A 17,972-nucleotide genomic window follows, 5' to 3' on the forward strand; every position below is an offset into this window, starting at 1 on the left:
CCCAGGGCGGCCCGATGGTCCGGTCCGAGAACGTCCACAAGTCCTACGGCACCGTCCAGGTCCTCAAGGGCATCGACCTGGAGGTCAAGCAGGGCGAGGTGTTCTGTCTGATCGGCCCCTCCGGCTCCGGCAAGTCGACCTTCCTCCGGTGCATCAACCACCTGGAGAAGATCAACGGCGGCCGGCTCTGGGTGGACGGCGACCTCGTCGGCTACCGCCAGAAGGGCGACAAGCTCTACGAGCTCAAGGACAGTGAGGTCGCGCTGAAGCGGCGCGACATCGGCATGGTCTTCCAGCGCTTCAACCTGTTCCCGCACATGACCGCCATAGAGAACGTCATCGAGGCGCCGGTTCAGGTCAAGGGCGAGAGCAGGAGCTCCGCCCGGGAACGCGGGATGGCGCTGCTGGAGCGGGTCGGTCTGGCCGACAAGGCCAAGAACTACCCGTCCCAGCTCTCCGGCGGCCAGCAGCAGCGGGTGGCGATCGCCCGGGCCCTGGCCATGAAGCCCAAGCTGATGCTCTTCGACGAGCCCACCTCGGCGCTCGACCCCGAGCTGGTCGGCGACGTCCTCGACGTCATGCGCGGCCTCGCCGAGGAGGGGATGACCATGGTGGTCGTCACCCACGAGATGGGCTTCGCCCGCGAGGTCGGCGACGCACTGGTGTTCATGGACGGCGGCGTCGTCGTCGAGTCCGGCAACCCGCGCCAGGTCCTCACCGACCCGCAGCACGAACGCACCCGCGCGTTCCTCTCCAAGGTGCTCTGAGCACGTCCACGTCGGCGCCCGGCAGGCCCGTCCTGCCGGGCGCCGACGTTTTCCCCGCACAGGTAATAGGCTGGACGCAGTCAGCCCGTTACCAACCCCTGGAAGGACCCCCGTGGAGCTCGCCTCGTACGCCGATCTGGCCGTCCGGCTGGTGAACACCGAGGAGCCCGAGCGCGGCACCGACTCGCTGACCTCGGTGGATGCGGTGCGCGGACTGTTCTCGGACTCGTCCCGGGCCCGCGACCTCGCCGACGAATCCGACCTGCCCCGGCTGCGGGCCGTCCGCACCCGGCTGCGCGGAGTCTTCGAGGCCGCCGCCGAGGGCGACGAATTCCGCAGCGTCGACCTGCTGAACAGCCTGCTCATGGAGTTCCCGGTCAGCCCGCTGGTCTCCGGCCACGACTACCTGGACGCCGCCGGCCAGCCCCGCTGGCACCTGCACCTCGCCGACAACTCCCCCACCGCCACCGCGCACTTCAGCGCCGTCGCCTGCATGGGCCTGGCCGTCCACCTGACCGAGACGGGCGCCGACCGGCTCGGCATCTGCCAGGCCGCACCCTGCCGCAACTCCTACCTGGACACCTCGACCAACCGGTCCCGGCGGTACTGCTCAGACCGCTGCGCGACCCGCGCCAACGTCGCCGCCTACCGGGCCCGCAAGCGGCTGGAGGCCCAGGAGGCCGCCACCGCCGGCCAGGGCTGAGGGCCCGGGCCTACGCCCGGCTCCCCCGGATCTCCTCCGGGCGGACCCAGACGCCGCAGCGCCGGGCCAGGCCGGGGATCCGGGCCAGCGGGGTGGAGAGCAGCAGGCGCTCCAGCCCGCGGCCGGGGGCCAGCCAGGCCGGGCGCGGGCGCAGCCGCAGCAGCACCCGGCCGAGCACCAGCTCGTCCGGGACCGCGCCGTAGCTGCGGCTGTCGCTGTCGACCGGCCGGTTGTCGGAGAGCAGCCACCAGCCCTTGGGGCGCCGGGCGTCGGCCCGTTTGACCACCAACAGGTCCTGCTGGAACGGGTGACGGAACACCACCACCGCGCCCGGCCTGATCCGTGCTCCGTACCGGACCAGCAGCTGGTCCCCCTCCCGCAGCGTCGGCACCATCGAGTCGCCCGCCACGTCGATCAGCCCGAACGGCGCGCCGCCCCCCGGGGTGCCGTCCTCCGGTTCCGCGCTCCGTGCCACGACTCGTCCTCCCGGCTCGCGCCCGCGTCCTCGGCTCCCAAGTCTGCCGTACGGACCGTCACCCGCCGGTGTCCGGATTGGCCGGGTTCCGGCTCGGCCTTTTGCCCTAGGCCCGCCGCCCGATCGCGAAACCCCGCGACCGGCGGGGTAATCTCGGCCGCGGGAAGACGATCTAAGGAAGGACTCCCATGTTCTCTCGTCTGTTTGCACCGCGTGCCACCGCGCACGCCCACTGCGACCTGCCCTGCGGCGTGTACGACCCCGCCCAGGCGCGGATCGAGGCCGAGTCGGTGAAGGCCACCCAGGAGAAGTACCAGGCCAACGAGGACGCGCACTTCCGCGCCCGCGCCGTCATCATCAAGGAGCAGCGCGCGGAGGCCGTCAAGCACCACATCTCGGTGCTCTGGAGCGACTATTTCAAGGCCCCGCACTTCGAGAAGTACCCGCAGCTGCACCAGCTGATCAACGACACCCTGAAGGCCGCCTCGGCCGCCAAGGCGTCGACGGACCCGGCCACCGGTCAGGCCCTGCTCGACCTGATCGCCGAGGTCGACAAGATCTTCTGGGAGACCAAGCAGGGCTGACCCCCGGTCAGCACCCCTCGGCCGCCCCCGTCCGCACCGCCGGACGGGGGCGGCCGTGCGTTCTCCGCGGGTCGGGCCCCGCCGCCGCCCCGCCCCGCCCCACCCCGCCCCGCGTCCGCGGCCTGCCCGGGCGGTCCGCGTCCGCGCGCCCGACCCGGTAAGGGTTACCTGACCGAAGCGCTTGTTATGCTGCCTGGGCGTCCCGAGGGGAAGCCGGTGCGAATCCGGCGCTGACCCGCAACGGTGAACGGTGCCCCGCACCGTGAGTCCGACCGCCCCGGGGCGCCGACCTCCCGACAACTCGCCGTGGACTGCGAGGGGATGCCGCCCCGGCGTACCCTCCGCCCGGACGTGCCGCCCCGCGCCGCCCCGGCCCGAGGCGAAGGCGCGCCGCTTGTGAGCACCACCGCCACCGCACCCCCGATACCGGCCGCCGCGCCGCCCGCGCCCGGGACGCGCCGGACACCCACCGCGCCGCTGGCCGCCGGCCTGACCGCGGCCCTGCTGCTCTCGCTGGTCTGCGCCGTGGCGGTGGGCTCCTCCGGACTCGGCTGGGCCCGGGTGCTGCGACTGCTCGGCGCCGGCCTGACCGGCGGCCGGCTGGAGGCCGACGAGGCCGCCGCCTACGCGATCGTCTGGGAGATCCGGCTGCCGCGCGCCGTCCTCGCCGCCGTGGTCGGCGCCGGACTGGCCGCCACCGGGGTCGCGGTCCAGGCGATGGTCCGCAACGCGCTGGCCGACCCCTTCGTGCTCGGCATCTCCTCCGGTGCCTCGGTCGGCGCCAGCGCCGTGCTCATGCTGGGCGCCTTCGCCTCGCTCGGCGTCTGGGCGCTCTCCGTCTCCGCCTTCGGCGCGGCCCTGCTCGCCATGGTGCTCGTCTACCTGACGGCCCGTACCGCCTACGGCCTCACCCCGCTGCGCCTGGTGCTGACCGGCACCGCGATGTCCTACGGCTTCTCCGCCGTCACGGCGCTGATGGTGTTCGCCGCCGCCCGCGGCGAGGCCGCCCGCTCCGCCATGATGTGGCTGCTCGGCAGCCTCGGCGGGGCCACCTGGGGCTCGGTGCCGATCGCCGCCGTCACCGTGCTCGCCGGACTGACCCACCTGATCTGCTCCGCCGGGCGGCTGGACGCGCTCGCCATGGGCGACGAGACGGCCGCCTCGCTCGGAGTCGACCCCGACCGGCTGCGCCGCGAACTGTTCGTCGTGACCGCCGCCGTCACCGGCACGGTCGTCGCGGTCAGCGGCGCGATCGGCTTCGTCGGGCTGATGGTCCCGCACGTGGTGCGGATGCTGGTCGGCGCCGGCCACCGCCGGGTGCTGCTGATCGCGCCGCTCGCCGGGGCCCTGCTGCTGGTCTGGGTGGACATCGTCTCGCGCACCCTGCTGGCCCCGGCCGAACTTCCGGTCGGGGTGGTCACCGCGGCCCTCGGGGTGCCCTGCTTCCTGCTGCTGATGCGCCGTCGCGGCTACTCCTTCGGAGGTGGCCGATGAGGGCCGTCCGCACGACCGTCCCCGACCTCACCGCGGACCCCGCCCTGGACCTCGCCGTCGACCGTGTCTCGGTCGAGCTGGCCGGCCTCCGGCTGGTCCACGACGTCACCCTGACCGCCGCCGCCGGGCAGGTGGTCGGCCTGGTCGGACCGAACGGCAGCGGCAAGTCCACGCTGCTGCGCTGCGTCTACCGGGCGCTGCGGCCCGCCGCCGGGGCCGTCCGGCTGGGCGGCGAGGAACTGCACGCGCTCACCGCGCGCGAGGCCGCCCGGCGGGTCGCCGCGCTGCCCCAGGAGCACTCCGCCGAGTTCGACTTCACCGTGGCCGAGGTGGTCGCCATGGGCCGGCTGCCGCACCGGCGCGGCCCGGCCGCCGGGCCCGGCGACGGCGAGCGGTGCGCCGCGGCGCTGCGCCGGGTGGGTGCGGCCCACCTCGCCGAACGGGGCTTCCTGAGCCTGTCCGGCGGCGAGAAGCAGCGGGTGCTGATCGCCCGCGCGCTGGTCCAGGAGCCGAAGGTGCTGGTGCTCGACGAGCCCACCAACCACCTGGACATCGCGCACCAGTTGGAGGTGCTGGCACTGGTCCGGGAGGCCGGGCCGACGGTGCTCACCGCGCTGCACGACCTCAACCTGGCGGCCGGCCACTGCGACCTGCTGTACGTGGTCGCGGCCGGGCGGATCGTCGCCTCCGGGTCGCCCGCCGAGGTGCTCGAACCCGGCCTGCTCGCCGAGGTGTTCGGGGTCCGCGCGACACCCGTCCGGCACCCGGGGACCGGCGCCGTCCAGCTGCTCTTCGACCGACTCGCCAAGTGACCCCCCGTTGATCCAGCAAGGAACCGCCATGCGTACCAAAGCCGTTGCCGCCGCCGCCCTGCTCGCCCTCGCCCTCACCGGCTGCGGCGCCGAGATAGCCCCGAGCGGTGACGGCGCCACCGCCTCCGCCCACTACCCGGTGACCGTCCGCAACTGCGGCACCGAGCTCACCTTCCGGCAGAAGCCGGCGCGGACGGTGACCAACGACGTCGGCATCACCGAGCTGATGCTCGCGCTCGGGCTGGAGGACCGGATGGCCGGCTACGTCATGCCGGACGACAAGGGCGACGTCGAGAAGGTCGCCTGGAAGGACGGCTACCAGCGGACCACCTGGCTCTCCAAGAAGCAGATCACCAAGGAGATCGCGCTGGAGGCCAAGGCCGACCTGGTCTTCGCCGGCTGGCACTACGGCTTCGACGACGCGAGCGGCGTCACCCCGCAGGCCCTGGCCGACCTGGGTGTCGCCTCCTACGTGCTCAGCGAATCCTGCCGCAGCGGCAAGGGCCCGGAGCGCGGCGTGATGGCCCCGCTGGACGCGCTCTACACGGACCTCGCCAACCTGGGCGAGATCTTCGACGTGCGGGACCGGGCCGACAAGCTGATCGCCGAGTTCAGGACCCAGGTCGCCGCCGTGCCGGAGCCGGCGTACCGCCCCGGCGTGTTCCTCTACGACAGCGGCGAGGACAAGCCGTTCACCTCGGGGAAGTTCGCGGCGCCGGAGGAGATCATTTCCAAGGCCGGCGGCCGGAACGTGACGGGCGACGTCGCCGACTCCTGGACCACGGTGGGCTGGGAGAGCGTGGTCCAGCGCGACCCCGAGGTGATCGTGATCAACAACTACGGCACCCCGGACGCCGAGGCCAAGCGGAAGTTCCTGAAGACCTTCCCGCCGCTGGCCGGCGTCTCCGCCGTCCGCAACGACCGGATCTTCGTCCTGGACTACGTCGACCTGGTGGAGAGCCCGCGCAACCCGGCCGCGATCACCGCGCTGGCGGCCTACCTGCGGACCGTGCCGGCCCGCTGAACCACCGCCCCTCCGGCCGGTTCCGCCGGGCGTACGCTCGAAGGTACGAGCCGACGGAACCGACCGCAGGAGCGAGCACATGACCGCCATGGCCGCACCGCCCGCCTTCGACACCGGAGCCCTTCGCCGGGGCATCGAACACGCCGACGCCGCGGCCCTGCTGGCGCTCTACGCGGACGACGCCGAGGTCCGCGTGGTCGACCGCACCACCCAGCCCAGCCACCCCCTGGTCATGCACGGCCGGGACGAGATCGGCGCCCTGCTGGACGACCTCTACGGCCGGCAGACCACCCACCGGCTGGAACAGGTGGTGCTCCAGGACGACCGCCTCGCCTTCCTGGAGTCCTGCCGCTACCCGGACGGCGTCCGGGTGCTGGTCAGCTCGGTCGCGGACCTGCGCGACGGGCGGATCGTCGACCAGACCTCCGTCCAGGCCTGGGACGAGAACGAACCGGCCCAGTAGGCTCGTGCCATGATCCGCACCGCCGTCGCCACCGACGTTCCGCTCATCCGCACCCTGATCCACGAGCTCGCGACGTACGAGAAGGCCCCCGACGAGGCCGTGGCCACCGACGACCAGCTGCACGACGCGCTGTTCGGCGCCGAGCCGGCCGTGTTCGGCCTGATCGCCGAGGACGACACCACCGGCGAGCCGGTCGGCTTCGCGCTCTGGTTCCGCAACTTCTCGACCTGGCGCGGCACCCACGGCGTCTACCTGGAGGACCTCTACGTCCGCCCGGAGGCCCGCGGCGGCGGCCACGGCAAGGCGCTGCTGCTGGAACTGGCGCGGATCGCCGTCGAGCGCGGCTACTCCCGGGTGGAGTGGTCGGTGCTGGACTGGAACGAGCCCTCGATCGACTTCTACAAGGCGCTCGGCGCGGTGCCGATGGACGGCTGGACCGTCTACCGGCTCACCGGCGACGCGCTCGCCGCCGCCGGCACCCGCTGAAAACCGGCGCGCGGGGGCACGAACGGACGGCACACAAGGCCCGCGTCCGACCACTGCCACCCTGCGTCGCGATGCCTTACCATGAGTGACTCCCGTACCGGGTCAGGAAAGCGGTAACGTCTCGGACGGACGCGCGGCGTCCGGCCACTCCTTGAGGGGTATGACCGGTACGTACCGCACCACCCCTCTGGACAGTTGGGGCGAAGCAGTTGAGCCAAGCAACAGACAGTGCCGCGGCCACCGGCCCGGAAGCACAGCGCGTCACCCAGGAGGTGAGGGTGTCCCAGATCGACGGCGAGCCCGGAGTGCAGGACTTCGTGGAGGTCCGGCTGCCCGCTGCGGGCGCCTACCTCTCGGTCCTGCGAACAGCCACGGCGGGCCTGGCGGCCCGGCTGGACTTCACGCTGGACGAGATCGAGGACCTGCGCATCGCGGTCGACGAGGCGTGCGCCATCCTGCTCCAGCAGGCCGTCCCCGGTTCGGTCCTCTCCTGCGAGTTCCGACTGGTCGGCGACTCGCTGAAGGTGATCGTCTCGGCGCCGACCACCGACGGCCGGGCCCCCGAGCGGGACACCTTCGCCTGGACGGTGCTCTCGGCACTGGCCGGCGAGGTGGAGTCCACGGTCGCCGAGGACAACACCGTGTCGATCAGCCTGCACAAGAAGCGTGGCGGCCCCGCCACCCACTAGTGCCGCCGCGAGAGATCGCGGCAGCACCGACCGAGAGCCGTCCGCCCGGTACCCACCCGGGCCGGCGGGCGGCTCCCCGTACCGCCCCCACCGGGCGGTACGACCATCGAGACGAACCGGGGCCGGCGGCCCCGGCGCTCCCGGAACGGAACGGGGGAATGGCCGTGAGTGATCTGGACCGTACCGGCCTCGCGACGGCGGGCCCTGCCGTACCGACCCAGGCGAGCATGCCCGGCCTCGCCGCCAACGACGAAGCGCACCCGAAGGACGCCCAGCGGATGAGCCAGCCGACCGAGCCGACGCCCGATCCGTCGCCCACGCCCGAGCCGCAGGCCGCGGACCTCCCGGACGAGGCGGCCACGGCGGCCGACACGGCCGAGCAGGCTGCCGAGGCGCTGCGCGCCGCGGTGCCCGCCCAGACCCCGCACCGCAGCGGTGCACCGGACCGCGAAGCGGCCCGGGCGCTGTTCGTCCGGCTGTCCGCGCTGCCCGACGGCTCCTCGGAGCGCGTCGAGCTGCGCAACCAGCTGGTGCGCATGCACATCCCGCTGGTCGAGCACCTGGCCCGGCGGTTCCGCAACCGCGGCGAGCCGCTGGACGACCTGACCCAGGTCGCCACCATCGGCCTGATCAAGTCGGTGGACCGCTTCGACCACGAGCGCGGGGTCGAGTTCTCCACCTACGCGACGCCGACGATCGTCGGCGAGATCAAGCGGCACTTCCGCGACAAGGGCTGGGCGGTCCGGGTACCGCGCCGGCTCCAGGAACTGCGGCTCTCGCTGACCACGGCGACCAGCGAGCTCTCCCAGCGGCACGGCCGCTCCCCCACGGTGCACGAGCTGGCCGAGCACCTGGGGATCTCCGAGGAGGACGTGCTGGAGGGTCTGGAGTCCGCCAACGCGTACTCCACGCTCTCGCTGGACGTGCCGGACAGCGACGACGAGTCGCCGGCCGTCGCGGACACCCTGGGCACCACCGACGAGGCCCTGGAGGGCGTCGAGTACCGCGAGTCGCTCAAGCCGCTGCTGGCCCAACTACCGCCCCGGGAGCAGAAGATCCTGGTGCTGCGGTTCTTCCGGAACATGACCCAGTCGCAGATCGCCGCCGAGGTGGGCATCTCCCAGATGCACGTCTCCCGGCTGCTCGCCCGGACCCTCGCCCAGCTGCGGGAGAAGCTGCTGGTGGAGGAGTAGGGCGCGCCCGGCACGCCCCACCGGTGGCCGCCCGACGGGCGGCCACCGGGCCTTCGGCCCTCTGTGCTCAGCCCTCGTGCGGAGCGTAGAGGGCCTCCGTCGCCTTCGGGCTGAGCAGCGCGCCGATGCCGGTCAGGCCGATCGCGGCGACGGCCAGCGCCACGGCGGCCATCGGGCCGCCGCTCTGCCACATGTAGTACGCCACCGGCAGGCAGATCGAGTTGGTCAGCACGGCCGGGCTGCGGCCCCAGCGGCGGCCCTTGAGCAGCGCCCGGGCGGCCAGCAGCGGCAGGACGCCGAGCAGCACGATCACCAGGCCGCCGAACTCGTTCAGGGCGAGCTGCTTGGACTCGCCGGACAGCGCGGCGACCATGTCCCAGACGCCGACGACGGCCAGCGCGGCGCCCTCCAGTGCGGTGATGGCGGCGCCCAGGGTGAGCGCCGTGGGCCGCGCGGAGCCGGGCGCGGGGACGGGTGCGGAGGATTCTGCGGTCACTCCAGCAGGGTAGCCGCCGACCGGTCCGTACCGACCCGTAGGCTGAGCACATGCGCGCTCTCCTGGTCGTCAATCCGAAAGCGACCACCACCAGTGGCCGCACCAGGGATGTCCTGATCCACGCCCTGCGCAGCGACCTCAAGCTGGAGGTGGCGCAGACCGAGTACCGCGGCCACGCACGTGACCTGGCCCGCGAGGCGGTGGACGACGGCGCGGTCGACCTGGTGGTGGCGCTCGGCGGGGACGGCACCGTCAACGAGGTGGTCAACGGACTGCTCTCGCACGGCCCGGGCGAGAAGGTCCCCCGGCTGGCCGTGGTGCCCGGCGGCTCGACCAACGTGTTCGCGCGCGCCCTGGGCCTGCCCAACGACCCGGTCGAGGCGACCGGTGCGCTGCTGGCCGCCCTGGAGAGCCGCAGCGAGCGGCCGATCGGGCTGGGCAAGGCGATGACCGAGGGCCTGCCGGACCGCTGGTTCACGTTCACCGCGGGCCTCGGCTTCGACGCCGGCGTGGTCGGCCGGGTGGAGGAGCAGCGCCGGGCGGGGCGCAAGTCCACGCACGCGCTCTACGTCACCCAGGCGCTCCGGCACTTCGTCACCCAGCGTGAGCAGCGCAGATCGGGCCCGGTCACGCTGGAACTGGCGGGCCGCGCACCGGTTCCGGGCCTGGCGCTGGCGATAGTCAGCAACACCTCGCCGTGGACGTTCCTGGGCAACCGCCCGGTCTATCCCTCACCGCTCGCCTCCTTCGACGCGGACCTCGATGTCTTCGGCATCACCCGGATGACGGCGTTCGGTACGGCTCGAACGGTCCGTCAGATCCTGCGGTCGCACGGGCCTTCGAGCGATGACACCCCGCCGCCCGGCCCCTCCGGGAAGCACGTCGTCACCTATCACGACGTCCGGCACTTCACCTTGGTTTCAGAGGAACCGGCCCCATTCCAGGTCGACGGGGATCACCTTGGATCCAGGAGTCGCGTCAGTTTCACAGGCGTACGGCGGGCACTGCGTGTGATTGTGTGACTGGAAGGGGGCTTCGCCCTTCTTCTCGAACGCACAAGCCCCCTTCACTCCATAGAAGTACTGGCTGTGAGCTAGGCGACACCGAAGAATCAAAAATTCCTTCCTGAAGGGGGTTGTATCCGGGCCCGAGGTTTGCGAACCTCTACATGGCGATCGGGACACATCGCAGCGACGGCAACCTCAGAACCTGTTGGATGCCGACCGCGGAGCGTCCCTCGAACCGCCGAATCCCTCCCCAGCACAGACCTCCCGGGCCCGATGGGCCTTTGGTCTCTTTTGCTGTTGCGGGATTCGTGAAAGCGTTCACATTCACAAACCCCATCGATGACGCCGACCGGGCAGCCCCCGCCGGCAGGAGGAGTTGGACGACCATGGACTGGCGCCACCGCGCTGTCTGCCGCGAAGAGGACCCGGAGCTGTTTTTCCCGATCGGGAACACCGGTCCCGCTCTGCTGCAGATCGAGGAAGCCAAGGCCGTGTGCCGCCGCTGTCCGGTCATGGAGCAGTGCCTCCAGTGGGCCCTCGAGACCGGTCAGGACGCCGGCGTTTGGGGCGGTATGAGTGAGGACGAGCGCCGCGCGATGAAGCGCCGTGCCGCCCGCAACCGCGCCCGCACCGCCTGATCACACGCCGTAGCAGCAGTGACAGCAAGACCGATCAACACATGATCAAAGGCTTCCCTGCACTTCCTGGCGAAGCCTTCCGCACAAAGGACCTTGCTCGACGAGGTCCTGCGACACCGACCCGCCCAGGCACTTGATACTGTTCACTTAGAGCAATATTGTGGAGCTGTGGCGCTCACCGTGTGCAACGCATCGGTGTGGTGTCGCACCACTCAGAGCCCCCGTTCCGGCCGACTCCCCCCGACGGCCGGAACGGGTTGAGAGGCCCTGTCGACCCACCCCCCCCGGTCGACAGGGCCTCGTTTCTGTTTCCCGGTACGGAAGTACGGAAAAGGCGTGCACCCGGCGCGTTCGCCGACTGCACGCCCCCTTCGCGCATCTCTGCGCTTCCCCCGAACTTCCCCGCCCCTCCCCGGGCCCTCTCCCCGCGCCGATCCCGGCGACTCTCAGCGGACCGGGATCTCCAGCACGACCTTCGTGCCCCCGTTCGGACCGGCCACCATGTCGAAGGTGCCGCCGAGCTCACCGGTGGCCAGGGTCCGGACGATCTGCAGCCCGAGGTTGCCCGACTGCTGCGGGTCGAAGCCCTCCGGCACGCCGCGGCCGTCGTCCTGCACGGTGATCAGCAGGTACTCCTCCGGACGGGCCCCACCGTTCCAACTGTCCGACCAGCCCATGCCGGTGGACGGCGCCCGCCCGCGCAGCGCACTGACCTCCAGGTTCCCGGAGGAGGACGGGCCGAAGGCGTGCTCCAGCGCGTTCTGCAGCAGCTCGGTCAACACCATCGCCAGCGGGGTCGCCACCTCGGCGGAGAGGATGCCGAAGCTACCGCTGCGGCGGGTCGCCACCCGGCCGTCCTGGGAGAGCTCCATCACCATGGCCAGCACCCGGTCGGCGATCTCGTCGAAGGTCACCTTCTCGTCCAGCGCCTGGGAGAGCGTCTCGTGCACGATCGCGATCGAGCCGACCCGGCGGACCGCCTCGTCCAGCGCGGCCCGGCCGGCCTCCGACTCCATCCGGCGGGACTGCAGGCGCAACAGCGCGGCGACGGTCTGGAGGTTGTTCTTCACCCGGTGGTGGATCTCCCGGATGGTGGCGTCCTTGGTCATCAGTTCACGGTCGCGGCGCCGCAGTTCGGTGACGTCCCGGCAGAGCACCAGTGAGCCGGTCAGGGCGCCCTTCGGCTTGAGCGGGATGGCCCGCAGGGTCACCACCCCGCCCTGGACCTCCACCTCGGTCTGCCGGGGCGCCCAGCCGCTCGCGAGCTTCACCAGCGCCTCGTGCACGGCGGCCCGGGAGGGCGGCACCAGGTCCGCGGTGGCCCGGCCCAGGTGACTGCCGACCAGGTCGGTGGTGAGGCCGAGCCGGTGGTAGGCGGAGAGCGCGTTCGGGCTCGCGTAGGTGACGATGCCGTCCGCGTCGAGGCGGATCAGGCCGTCACCGACCCGGGGCGCGGCGTCCATGTCGGCCTGCTCGACGCCGGGGTACGGGAAGGTGCCGGCCGCGATCATCTGGGCCAGGTCGGAGGCGCTCTGCAGGTAGGTGAGCTCCAGCCGGCTGGGCGTCCGTACGGTCAGCAGGTTGGTGTTGCGGGCGATCACGCCGAGCACCTTGCCCTCACGGCGCACCGGGATCGACTCGACCCGGACCGGCACCTCCTCGCGCCACTCGGGGTCGCCCTCGCGCACGATCCGGCCCTCGTCGAAGGCGGCGTCCAGCAGCGGTCGGCGACCGCGCGGGACGAGGTGGCCGACCATGTCGTCCTGGTACGAGGTGGGGCCGGTGTTGGGCCGCATCTGGGCCACCGAGACGTACCGGATGCCGTCCCAGGTGGGGATCCACAGCACCAGGTCGGCGAAGGAGAGGTCGGAGAGCAGCTGCCACTCCGAGACCAGCATGTGGAGCCACTCCACATCGGCACCGGTCAGGGTGGTGTGGCGGCGGACGAGTTCGTTCAGCGAGGGCACATGGCGAGGGTAGCTCCAGGGGACCCGGGCAGGCCCGGCGCACCCGCCGGTCGGACGCCCCGAAGGTTGTCCAGACCAATTTTCGGGGAGCCCTGGACAACCCAGATTGGTCTAGTCCACAATGAAAGGGCACCAAGGAGAGGCCCACCGCGCAACTGCCCTGACCGCGCGAGGCCACTCCTCGGTCGGACGCCGCCGAGCGAGGACCCCGCACAGTTCTCGGTCGTCCCCGGCGCCCGACGACAGCTCCGGGCTGCGGTGCCGCATGGGTTGAGGGTCCCGTGTCGGCGCCGTGGCCCGTAGTGCTTTCCCCCTCCGGCTCACCCGCTCCCGCGCCCGACGACAGCTCCGGGCTGCGGTGCCATGGGCCCCTCCTGCCCGTCGGCGGGCAAGGAGGGAGGGTTGAGGGTCCCGTGTCGGCGCCGTGGCCCGTAGTGCTTTCCGCAGGCTTCCGCCGCACCGCGCGCGAAACGCCGGTCCCCCGTCCACAGGCTGTGGACGGGGGACCGGCGTTCTTCGTCCGCGGCGGCCGTCAGTGGGTCTCGGTGACCTTGGCGAGCGCGCGGGGGGCGTCCGGGTCCTGGCCCCGGGCGATGGTGACCTCGTAGGCCAGCAGCTGGAGCGGCAGGATCTCCAGGATCGGCTGGACCTCCTCGGGCACGCCGGCCGGCAGCGCGAAGCCCCCGGAGGCGGCGTCCACCTGCGCCTGCTGGCCCACCACGACCAGGTCCGCGCCGCGGCCGCGCAGCCGGTCCAGAACCGGCTGCAGGGCCTCGCCGCCCTTGCCGTCCGGCACGATCGCGATGACCGGCGAGACGTTGTCCACCATGGCCAGCGGGCCGTGCAGCAGGTCGGCGCCGGAGAACGGGGAGGCGGGGATGTAGGTGGTCTCCATGAGCTTCAGGGCCGCCTCGCGGGCGGTCGGGTAGCCGTAGCCGCGCGAGGTGATGACCAGGCGCTGGGCGAAGCGGTAGCGCTCGGCCAGGGCCTTGACCTCGCCCTGGCGGGCGAGCACCCCCGCGGCCAGCGACGGCAGGTCCTTGGCGGCCGCACCGTCGCCGCCGCGCAGACCCTCGACGAGCAGGTAGAGGGCCAGCAGCTCGGCGGAGTAGGTCTTGGTGGCGGGCAGTGCCTTTTCGGGCCCGGCCAGCACGTCGATGTGGAACTCGGAGACCTCGGCCAGCGGTGAGCCGGCGTTGTTGGTGACCGCGAGGGTGATGGCACCGGCCTCACGGGCCGCCTTGGTCGAGGCGACCAGGTCCGGCGAGCCGCCCGACTGGCTGACGGTGATCACCAGCACGTCCGAGAGGTCGGGCTTGGCCCCGTACGCGGTGGTGGTCGACATCGAGGTCAGCCCGGCCGGCTTGCCCAGCAGGATCTCGATCAGGTACTTGGCGTACAGCGCCGCGTTGTCCGAGGTGCCGCGCGCGGTGAGCAGGACGAAGCGCGGGTTGCGGGCAGCGATCCGGGACGCGATCTCGAAGATCTTGGGAGCGCCCTCGTCGAGGATCCGCTGCAGGACGGCCGGCTGCTCGGCCATCTCCGCCGCCATGATCCGGCCAGGGACGGTCTGCGTGTCGGACATCGTGGATGTGCCTCCGATGAGTGGTCCAACCCCGCTGGGCGGGCGTGCCCGGCGGAGACCTCTACGGCGGCGAGTCCGCACACTCGCTGCGGTGAATCTGCGGCAATCCTACGGGCGGCGTCCGCGCCGGGCACATCAGAACTCCGTCCGCGGCAGGTCCGGGCCGGCCCGGGGGCCACGGGGCCGCAAACGCCGGGAGCCCCTCCCCGCGGTGCGGGGAGGGGCTCCTGCCGGCCGGTCGACCGGCCGGCCCTGTCGATCGGCCCGCCCGTCCGGTCAGCCCGCCTTGTTGATCAGCTGGTCGATCGCGGCGTCGGCCTCCTTGGCGGCCTGGTCCACCGACTTGCCCTTGAGGATCGCGGTCAGCATGTCCGGCAGGATCTTCTGCTTCTCCACCGCGCCCCAGCCGGGGGCCAGCGGGGTGAACCAGGCGTCCGGCACGGCGTTGGCCGCGGCGGCGGTGGCCGGCTTGTTCTTCAGCGGGTTCAGCTGGGTGAGGTTGTTCGGCAGGATGTCCTTGTCGGCGAGCGCCTGCTGGGACTTGGTGCTGGTGAACATCCGGACCCAGTCCGCGGCCAGCGCCGCCGAGGGCGACTTGGACGTGACGGCGAGGGCCGAGCCGCCGATGAAGGTCGGCAGCGGCTTGCCGCCCGGGCCGGGCATGGTGGCCACCTTGACGGCGTCCTTCAGGCTCGGGTCGCCGGTGACCGGCGCGGTGACGCTGGCGGACTCGAAGCCGTTGCCGTAGAACGCCGCCGCGTGGCCCCGGGCCATCGACTCGAACTGGTTCTGCTCGTTCACCGCGAGGTCGCCCTTGTTGTACTTGCGCACCAGGTCGACGAAGTGGGTGATGCCCTGCTGGGACTTGGGGTCGCTCAGGGTGCCGTGCCAGTTGCCCGCGCTGTCGAACCGGGCGATGGCGCCGCCGTACGCGGAGACGTAGCTCATCGCGGCGTACCAGTACGGGCCCGGCAGGTAGAGCGACGAGTAGGTGCGGTCGGCCTTGTTCTTGTCGGCGACCTTGTCCAGCGCCGTGCGCAGCTCTTCCTCGGTCTTCGGGAACTCGGCGTTGCCGGTGGCCTGCTGGAAGGCGGCCGAGTTGTAGATGGCGACCCGGGCGCCCGCGTAGTACGGCACGCACCAGAGCTTGTCCTGGTAGGTGCAGGTGTTGGCGAGCGCCTTGATCCAGGAGTCGGAGTTGTCGAACGTGTTCCGCTCCACCGGGGCCAGCGCGCCGGACAGCACGTACTTCATGGTCTCGGTGTTGCCGAGCTCCACGACGTCCGGGGCGGTGCCGTCGGCGAGCGCCTTGTCCAGCTTCGTCACCTTGTCGGCCCAACCCTGGTAGGCGAGCTTCAGGGTGACGTTGGGGTACTTGGCGGCGAAGTCGTCGTTCACCCGCTGGACGAGGTCCGGCCAGCTCTTCTGGGCGTCGTCCATCAGCCAGACGGTGACGGAGCCGGTTGCGGTCTTCGGGTCCGTCGAGGCGTTCTTGGCGTCGCTTGACGCAGAGCCGCCCGACGAACAAGCCGTCAGTCCGACCGCGAGCGCCATGATTCCGGCCGTAGCCATGAGCCGACGCATCTTCACGCCATCCTCCGAGGGTGTTAGAGCCTGTGCCCGCCGGCAGCGTGGTGGCGCCCGCCGGGACGGTGTCCGGGGAGGGGCGGCGAAGAGCTTAGGGGTGGGCCTATACCACATCCGGTGAAATTGAAATTCGAACCGGATGAACTGGAGCCTGGCCTAGACCACTGACGGTGTCAACGCCAAATGGCCTGGCAGCCGGGGCCGTTGCAGACCTGTTGTACCGCGTGGCGATCAGTGGCCCCACCGTTACCCTAAGTAGAACTTAAGGGTGCCTTAAGGAGGATTTGAGGGAACACCGTCAGGTTGCGACATCGCAGGTCAACGGGGGGAAACGGCAGCGGGCCCGCCATGCGACATGCGCATGACGGGCCCGCTGGGCGCGTGCCTCCCGGCACCCTGTGTCACGGCCCGGCCGGGACTCCCCGGCCGGAGATCGGACGGTCTCAGCCGACCGCCCCCGGCTGCCCGGTGAGCACCTCCACGGCCGCCAGCCCGCAGACCCGGGCGGCACCGTGGGTGGCGATGTGCAGCGCACCGACCGGCTCGGACTGCGGCAGGCCCATCTCGACCACCGCGGCGTCCGGGCGGGCCGCCACCAGGCGGGCCAGCGCGGCGGACATCCACTCGTGCCGGTGGACGTCCCGGACCACCAGCACCAGGCGGCGGCCCTCGGCGCCGGCCAGCACCTCGGCCACCACCGTGTCCAGCACCGCCGGCTCGGCGGTCTCCGGGCCGACCTCGCGGGTCCGGGTGCCGGGGAAGCGGTCGGCCAGCATGCCGGCCACGCCCCACGGGGTGACGTCGCCGACCGCGATGTTCGGCTCGGCGGAGAACGAGGCCACGTACGGGCGCTCGGTCACCGGCAGGACCTCCCGGCCCGGCGCGCGGACCACGCGCAGCGCCCGGCGGGCCGCCCGCAGGCCGACCGCCAGGTCCGCCTCCGGCCGCTCGCCCTGGGCCGCGATCCGGCCCCAGCTGCCGAGCGCCCGCACCCGGGCGGCCGCGTCCGCGAGCCGCTCCTCGGCGAGCTTGCCGGACTGCACGCCCGCCACGATGGCGTCGCGCAGCATCAGCACGGTCGCCTCGTCGGCCAGGCCGCCGCCCACGCAGATCGCGTCCGCGCCGGCCGCCAGGGCGAGCACGGTGCCGTCGCCCATGCCGAAGGTGTCGGCGATGGCGCCCATCTCGATGGCGTCGCTGACGATCAGGCCCTGGTAGCCGAGGCCGCCGTCCTCCGGGGCCGCGCGCAGCAGGTCGCGCAGCACCAGCGGGCTGAGCGTGGCGGGAAGCTTCGGGTCGAGCGCCGGGATCATGATGTGGGCCGTCATCACGGCCTTGGTCCCGGCGGCGATCGCGGCCTGGAACGGGATCAGGTCGCGGGCGCGCAGCACGTCCAGGTCGACGTCGATGACCGGCAGGCCGTGGTGCGAGTCGACCGCGGTGTCGCCGTGCCCCGGGAAGTGCTTGGAGCAGGCCGCGACACCGGCCGACTGCAGGCCCTCCACCCAGGCGGCGGTGTGCCGGGCGCACAGCTCCGGGTCGGCGCCGAACGAGCGGACGCCGATCACCGGGTTGCGCGGGTTGGAGTTGACGTCCGCGGTGGGCGCCCAGTTGTAGTTGACGCCGGCGGCGGCCAGGGCCCGGCCCAGCTCGCGGGCGACGTCCCTGGTCAGCGCCGGGTCGTCGATCGCGCCGAGCGCGAGGTTGCCGGGCCAGGACGAGCCGGAGCCCGCCTCCAGCCGGGTGACGTCGCCGCTCTCCTCGTCGATGGCGATCAGCAGGTCGGGGTTCTCGGCCCGCAGCGCCCCGGTGAGGGCGGCGAGCTGGTCGAGGTCGGCCACGTTGCGGTCGAACAGCGCGACCGAGCCCAGACCGGCCGCCAGGTGGCGGCGCAGCCACTCCGGCGGCTCGGTGCCGACGAAGCCGGGCTGGAGGACGGTCAGCGCGTCGCGGTGCAGCTGGTCGGAGGCCGGGAGGGTGGGTACGAGGATGCTCATGGCGG

General features: G+C 72.2%; 18 protein-coding genes and 1 riboswitch. Of the genes, 12 read left to right on the top strand and 6 right to left on the bottom strand.

All coding sequences use genetic code 11. The annotated features are described in order from the left end of the window. Window positions 1–14 precede the first annotated feature (14 nt). Together PUR61_RS32520 and PUR61_RS32525 are read left to right on the top strand one after the other, a co-directional pair. Entirely contained in the window at window positions 15–767 is a 753-nt protein-coding gene (locus tag PUR61_RS32520; protein ID WP_329883209.1) for an amino acid ABC transporter ATP-binding protein, read from the top strand. A gap of 112 nt (window positions 768–879) precedes the next feature. After that, window positions 880–1,470: a CGNR zinc finger domain-containing protein gene (locus tag PUR61_RS32525; RefSeq protein ID WP_329883091.1), complete on the top strand. Its 591-nt coding sequence runs from the start codon at window positions 880–882 to the stop codon at window positions 1,468–1,470. A gap of 10 nt (window positions 1,471–1,480) precedes the next feature. Here the strand turns inward: PUR61_RS32525 and sodX are convergent, their stop codons facing one another. After that, window positions 1,481–1,864 (bottom strand): nickel-type superoxide dismutase maturation protease, encoded by a 384-nt coding sequence (gene sodX / locus PUR61_RS32530; RefSeq protein WP_380364793.1) that lies wholly within the window; start codon window positions 1,862–1,864, stop codon window positions 1,481–1,483. 269 nt (window positions 1,865–2,133) lie between these two features. Between sodX and sodN the strand changes: the two genes are divergently transcribed. The 8 genes from sodN (at window position 2,134) to PUR61_RS32570 (ending at window position 8,690) form a co-directional block, all read left to right on the top strand. Beyond that, window positions 2,134–2,529, top strand: coding sequence for a superoxide dismutase, Ni (sodN, locus tag PUR61_RS32535; RefSeq protein ID WP_030392857.1), 396 nt, complete (start codon window positions 2,134–2,136; stop codon window positions 2,527–2,529). 207 nt (window positions 2,530–2,736) lie between these two features. Next, window positions 2,737–2,803: riboswitch (cobalamin riboswitch) on the top strand. A gap of 122 nt (window positions 2,804–2,925) precedes the next feature. Beyond that, window positions 2,926–4,023, top strand: a complete 1,098-nt coding sequence (locus PUR61_RS32540; protein ID WP_329883093.1) for a FecCD family ABC transporter permease — start codon at window positions 2,926–2,928, stop codon at window positions 4,021–4,023. Continuing rightward, entirely contained in the window at window positions 4,020–4,835 is an 816-nt protein-coding gene (locus tag PUR61_RS32545) for an ABC transporter ATP-binding protein (RefSeq protein ID WP_443035271.1), read from the top strand. Before PUR61_RS32540 ends, PUR61_RS32545 begins: the two co-directional genes overlap by 4 nt. A gap of 28 nt (window positions 4,836–4,863) precedes the next feature. After that, window positions 4,864–5,859 carry an ABC transporter substrate-binding protein gene (locus PUR61_RS32550; RefSeq protein WP_329883094.1) on the top strand — a complete coding sequence of 332 codons (996 nt, stop codon included), beginning with the start codon at window positions 4,864–4,866 and terminating at the stop codon, window positions 5,857–5,859. Between the two features lie 79 nt (window positions 5,860–5,938). Next, window positions 5,939–6,322, top strand: coding sequence for a nuclear transport factor 2 family protein (locus PUR61_RS32555; RefSeq protein WP_329883095.1), 384 nt, complete (start codon window positions 5,939–5,941; stop codon window positions 6,320–6,322). A gap of 9 nt (window positions 6,323–6,331) precedes the next feature. After that, window positions 6,332–6,808 (top strand): GNAT family N-acetyltransferase, encoded by a 477-nt coding sequence (locus PUR61_RS32560; RefSeq protein WP_329883096.1) that lies wholly within the window; start codon window positions 6,332–6,334, stop codon window positions 6,806–6,808. A 278-nt stretch (window positions 6,809–7,086) separates the two neighbouring features. Further along, window positions 7,087–7,497: an anti-sigma regulatory factor gene (locus PUR61_RS32565; RefSeq protein WP_329883097.1), complete on the top strand. Its 411-nt coding sequence runs from the start codon at window positions 7,087–7,089 to the stop codon at window positions 7,495–7,497. A 164-nt stretch (window positions 7,498–7,661) separates the two neighbouring features. After that, window positions 7,662–8,690: an RNA polymerase sigma factor SigF gene (locus PUR61_RS32570; protein WP_329883098.1), complete on the top strand. Its 1,029-nt coding sequence runs from the start codon at window positions 7,662–7,664 to the stop codon at window positions 8,688–8,690. Between the two features lie 67 nt (window positions 8,691–8,757). Here PUR61_RS32570 and PUR61_RS32575 read toward each other — a convergent pair whose 3' ends face one another. Beyond that, on the bottom strand, window positions 8,758–9,186 hold the full coding sequence (locus PUR61_RS32575) for a hypothetical protein (protein ID WP_329883099.1): 429 nt from the start codon (window positions 9,184–9,186) through the stop codon (window positions 8,758–8,760). Window positions 9,187–9,236: 50 nt separating this feature from the next. Between PUR61_RS32575 and PUR61_RS32580 the strand changes: the two genes are divergently transcribed. Both PUR61_RS32580 and PUR61_RS32585 read left to right on the top strand, forming a co-directional pair. Continuing rightward, window positions 9,237–10,208 (top strand): diacylglycerol/lipid kinase family protein, encoded by a 972-nt coding sequence (locus PUR61_RS32580; protein WP_329883100.1) that lies wholly within the window; start codon window positions 9,237–9,239, stop codon window positions 10,206–10,208. A 371-nt stretch (window positions 10,209–10,579) separates the two neighbouring features. Beyond that, window positions 10,580–10,831 carry a WhiB family transcriptional regulator gene (locus PUR61_RS32585; RefSeq protein WP_014138019.1) on the top strand — a complete coding sequence of 84 codons (252 nt, stop codon included), beginning with the start codon at window positions 10,580–10,582 and terminating at the stop codon, window positions 10,829–10,831. A 446-nt stretch (window positions 10,832–11,277) separates the two neighbouring features. Here PUR61_RS32585 and PUR61_RS32590 read toward each other — a convergent pair whose 3' ends face one another. The 4 genes from PUR61_RS32590 to PUR61_RS32605 form a co-directional block, all read right to left on the bottom strand. Next, on the bottom strand, window positions 11,278–12,798 hold the full coding sequence (locus PUR61_RS32590) for a sensor histidine kinase (RefSeq protein ID WP_329883101.1): 1,521 nt from the start codon (window positions 12,796–12,798) through the stop codon (window positions 11,278–11,280). Between the two features lie 532 nt (window positions 12,799–13,330). Beyond that, entirely contained in the window at window positions 13,331–14,383 is a 1,053-nt protein-coding gene (locus PUR61_RS32595) for an SIS domain-containing protein (RefSeq protein WP_329883102.1), read from the bottom strand. A 276-nt stretch (window positions 14,384–14,659) separates the two neighbouring features. Then, complete coding sequence (locus PUR61_RS32600) at window positions 14,660–15,955, bottom strand: extracellular solute-binding protein (protein WP_329883103.1); 1,296 nt, start codon at window positions 15,953–15,955, stop codon at window positions 14,660–14,662. Window positions 15,956–16,413: 458 nt separating this feature from the next. Then, a complete protein-coding gene (locus PUR61_RS32605; protein WP_329883104.1) occupies window positions 16,414–17,967 on the bottom strand; it encodes a glycoside hydrolase family 3 protein in 1,554 nt (517 codons plus the stop codon). Between the last annotated feature and the right edge of the window lie 5 nt (window positions 17,968–17,972).

Origin of the sequence: Streptomyces sp. BE20 (assembly GCF_036322525.1) — a bacterium.
Lineage (GTDB): Bacteria > Actinomycetota > Actinomycetes > Streptomycetales > Streptomycetaceae > Kitasatospora.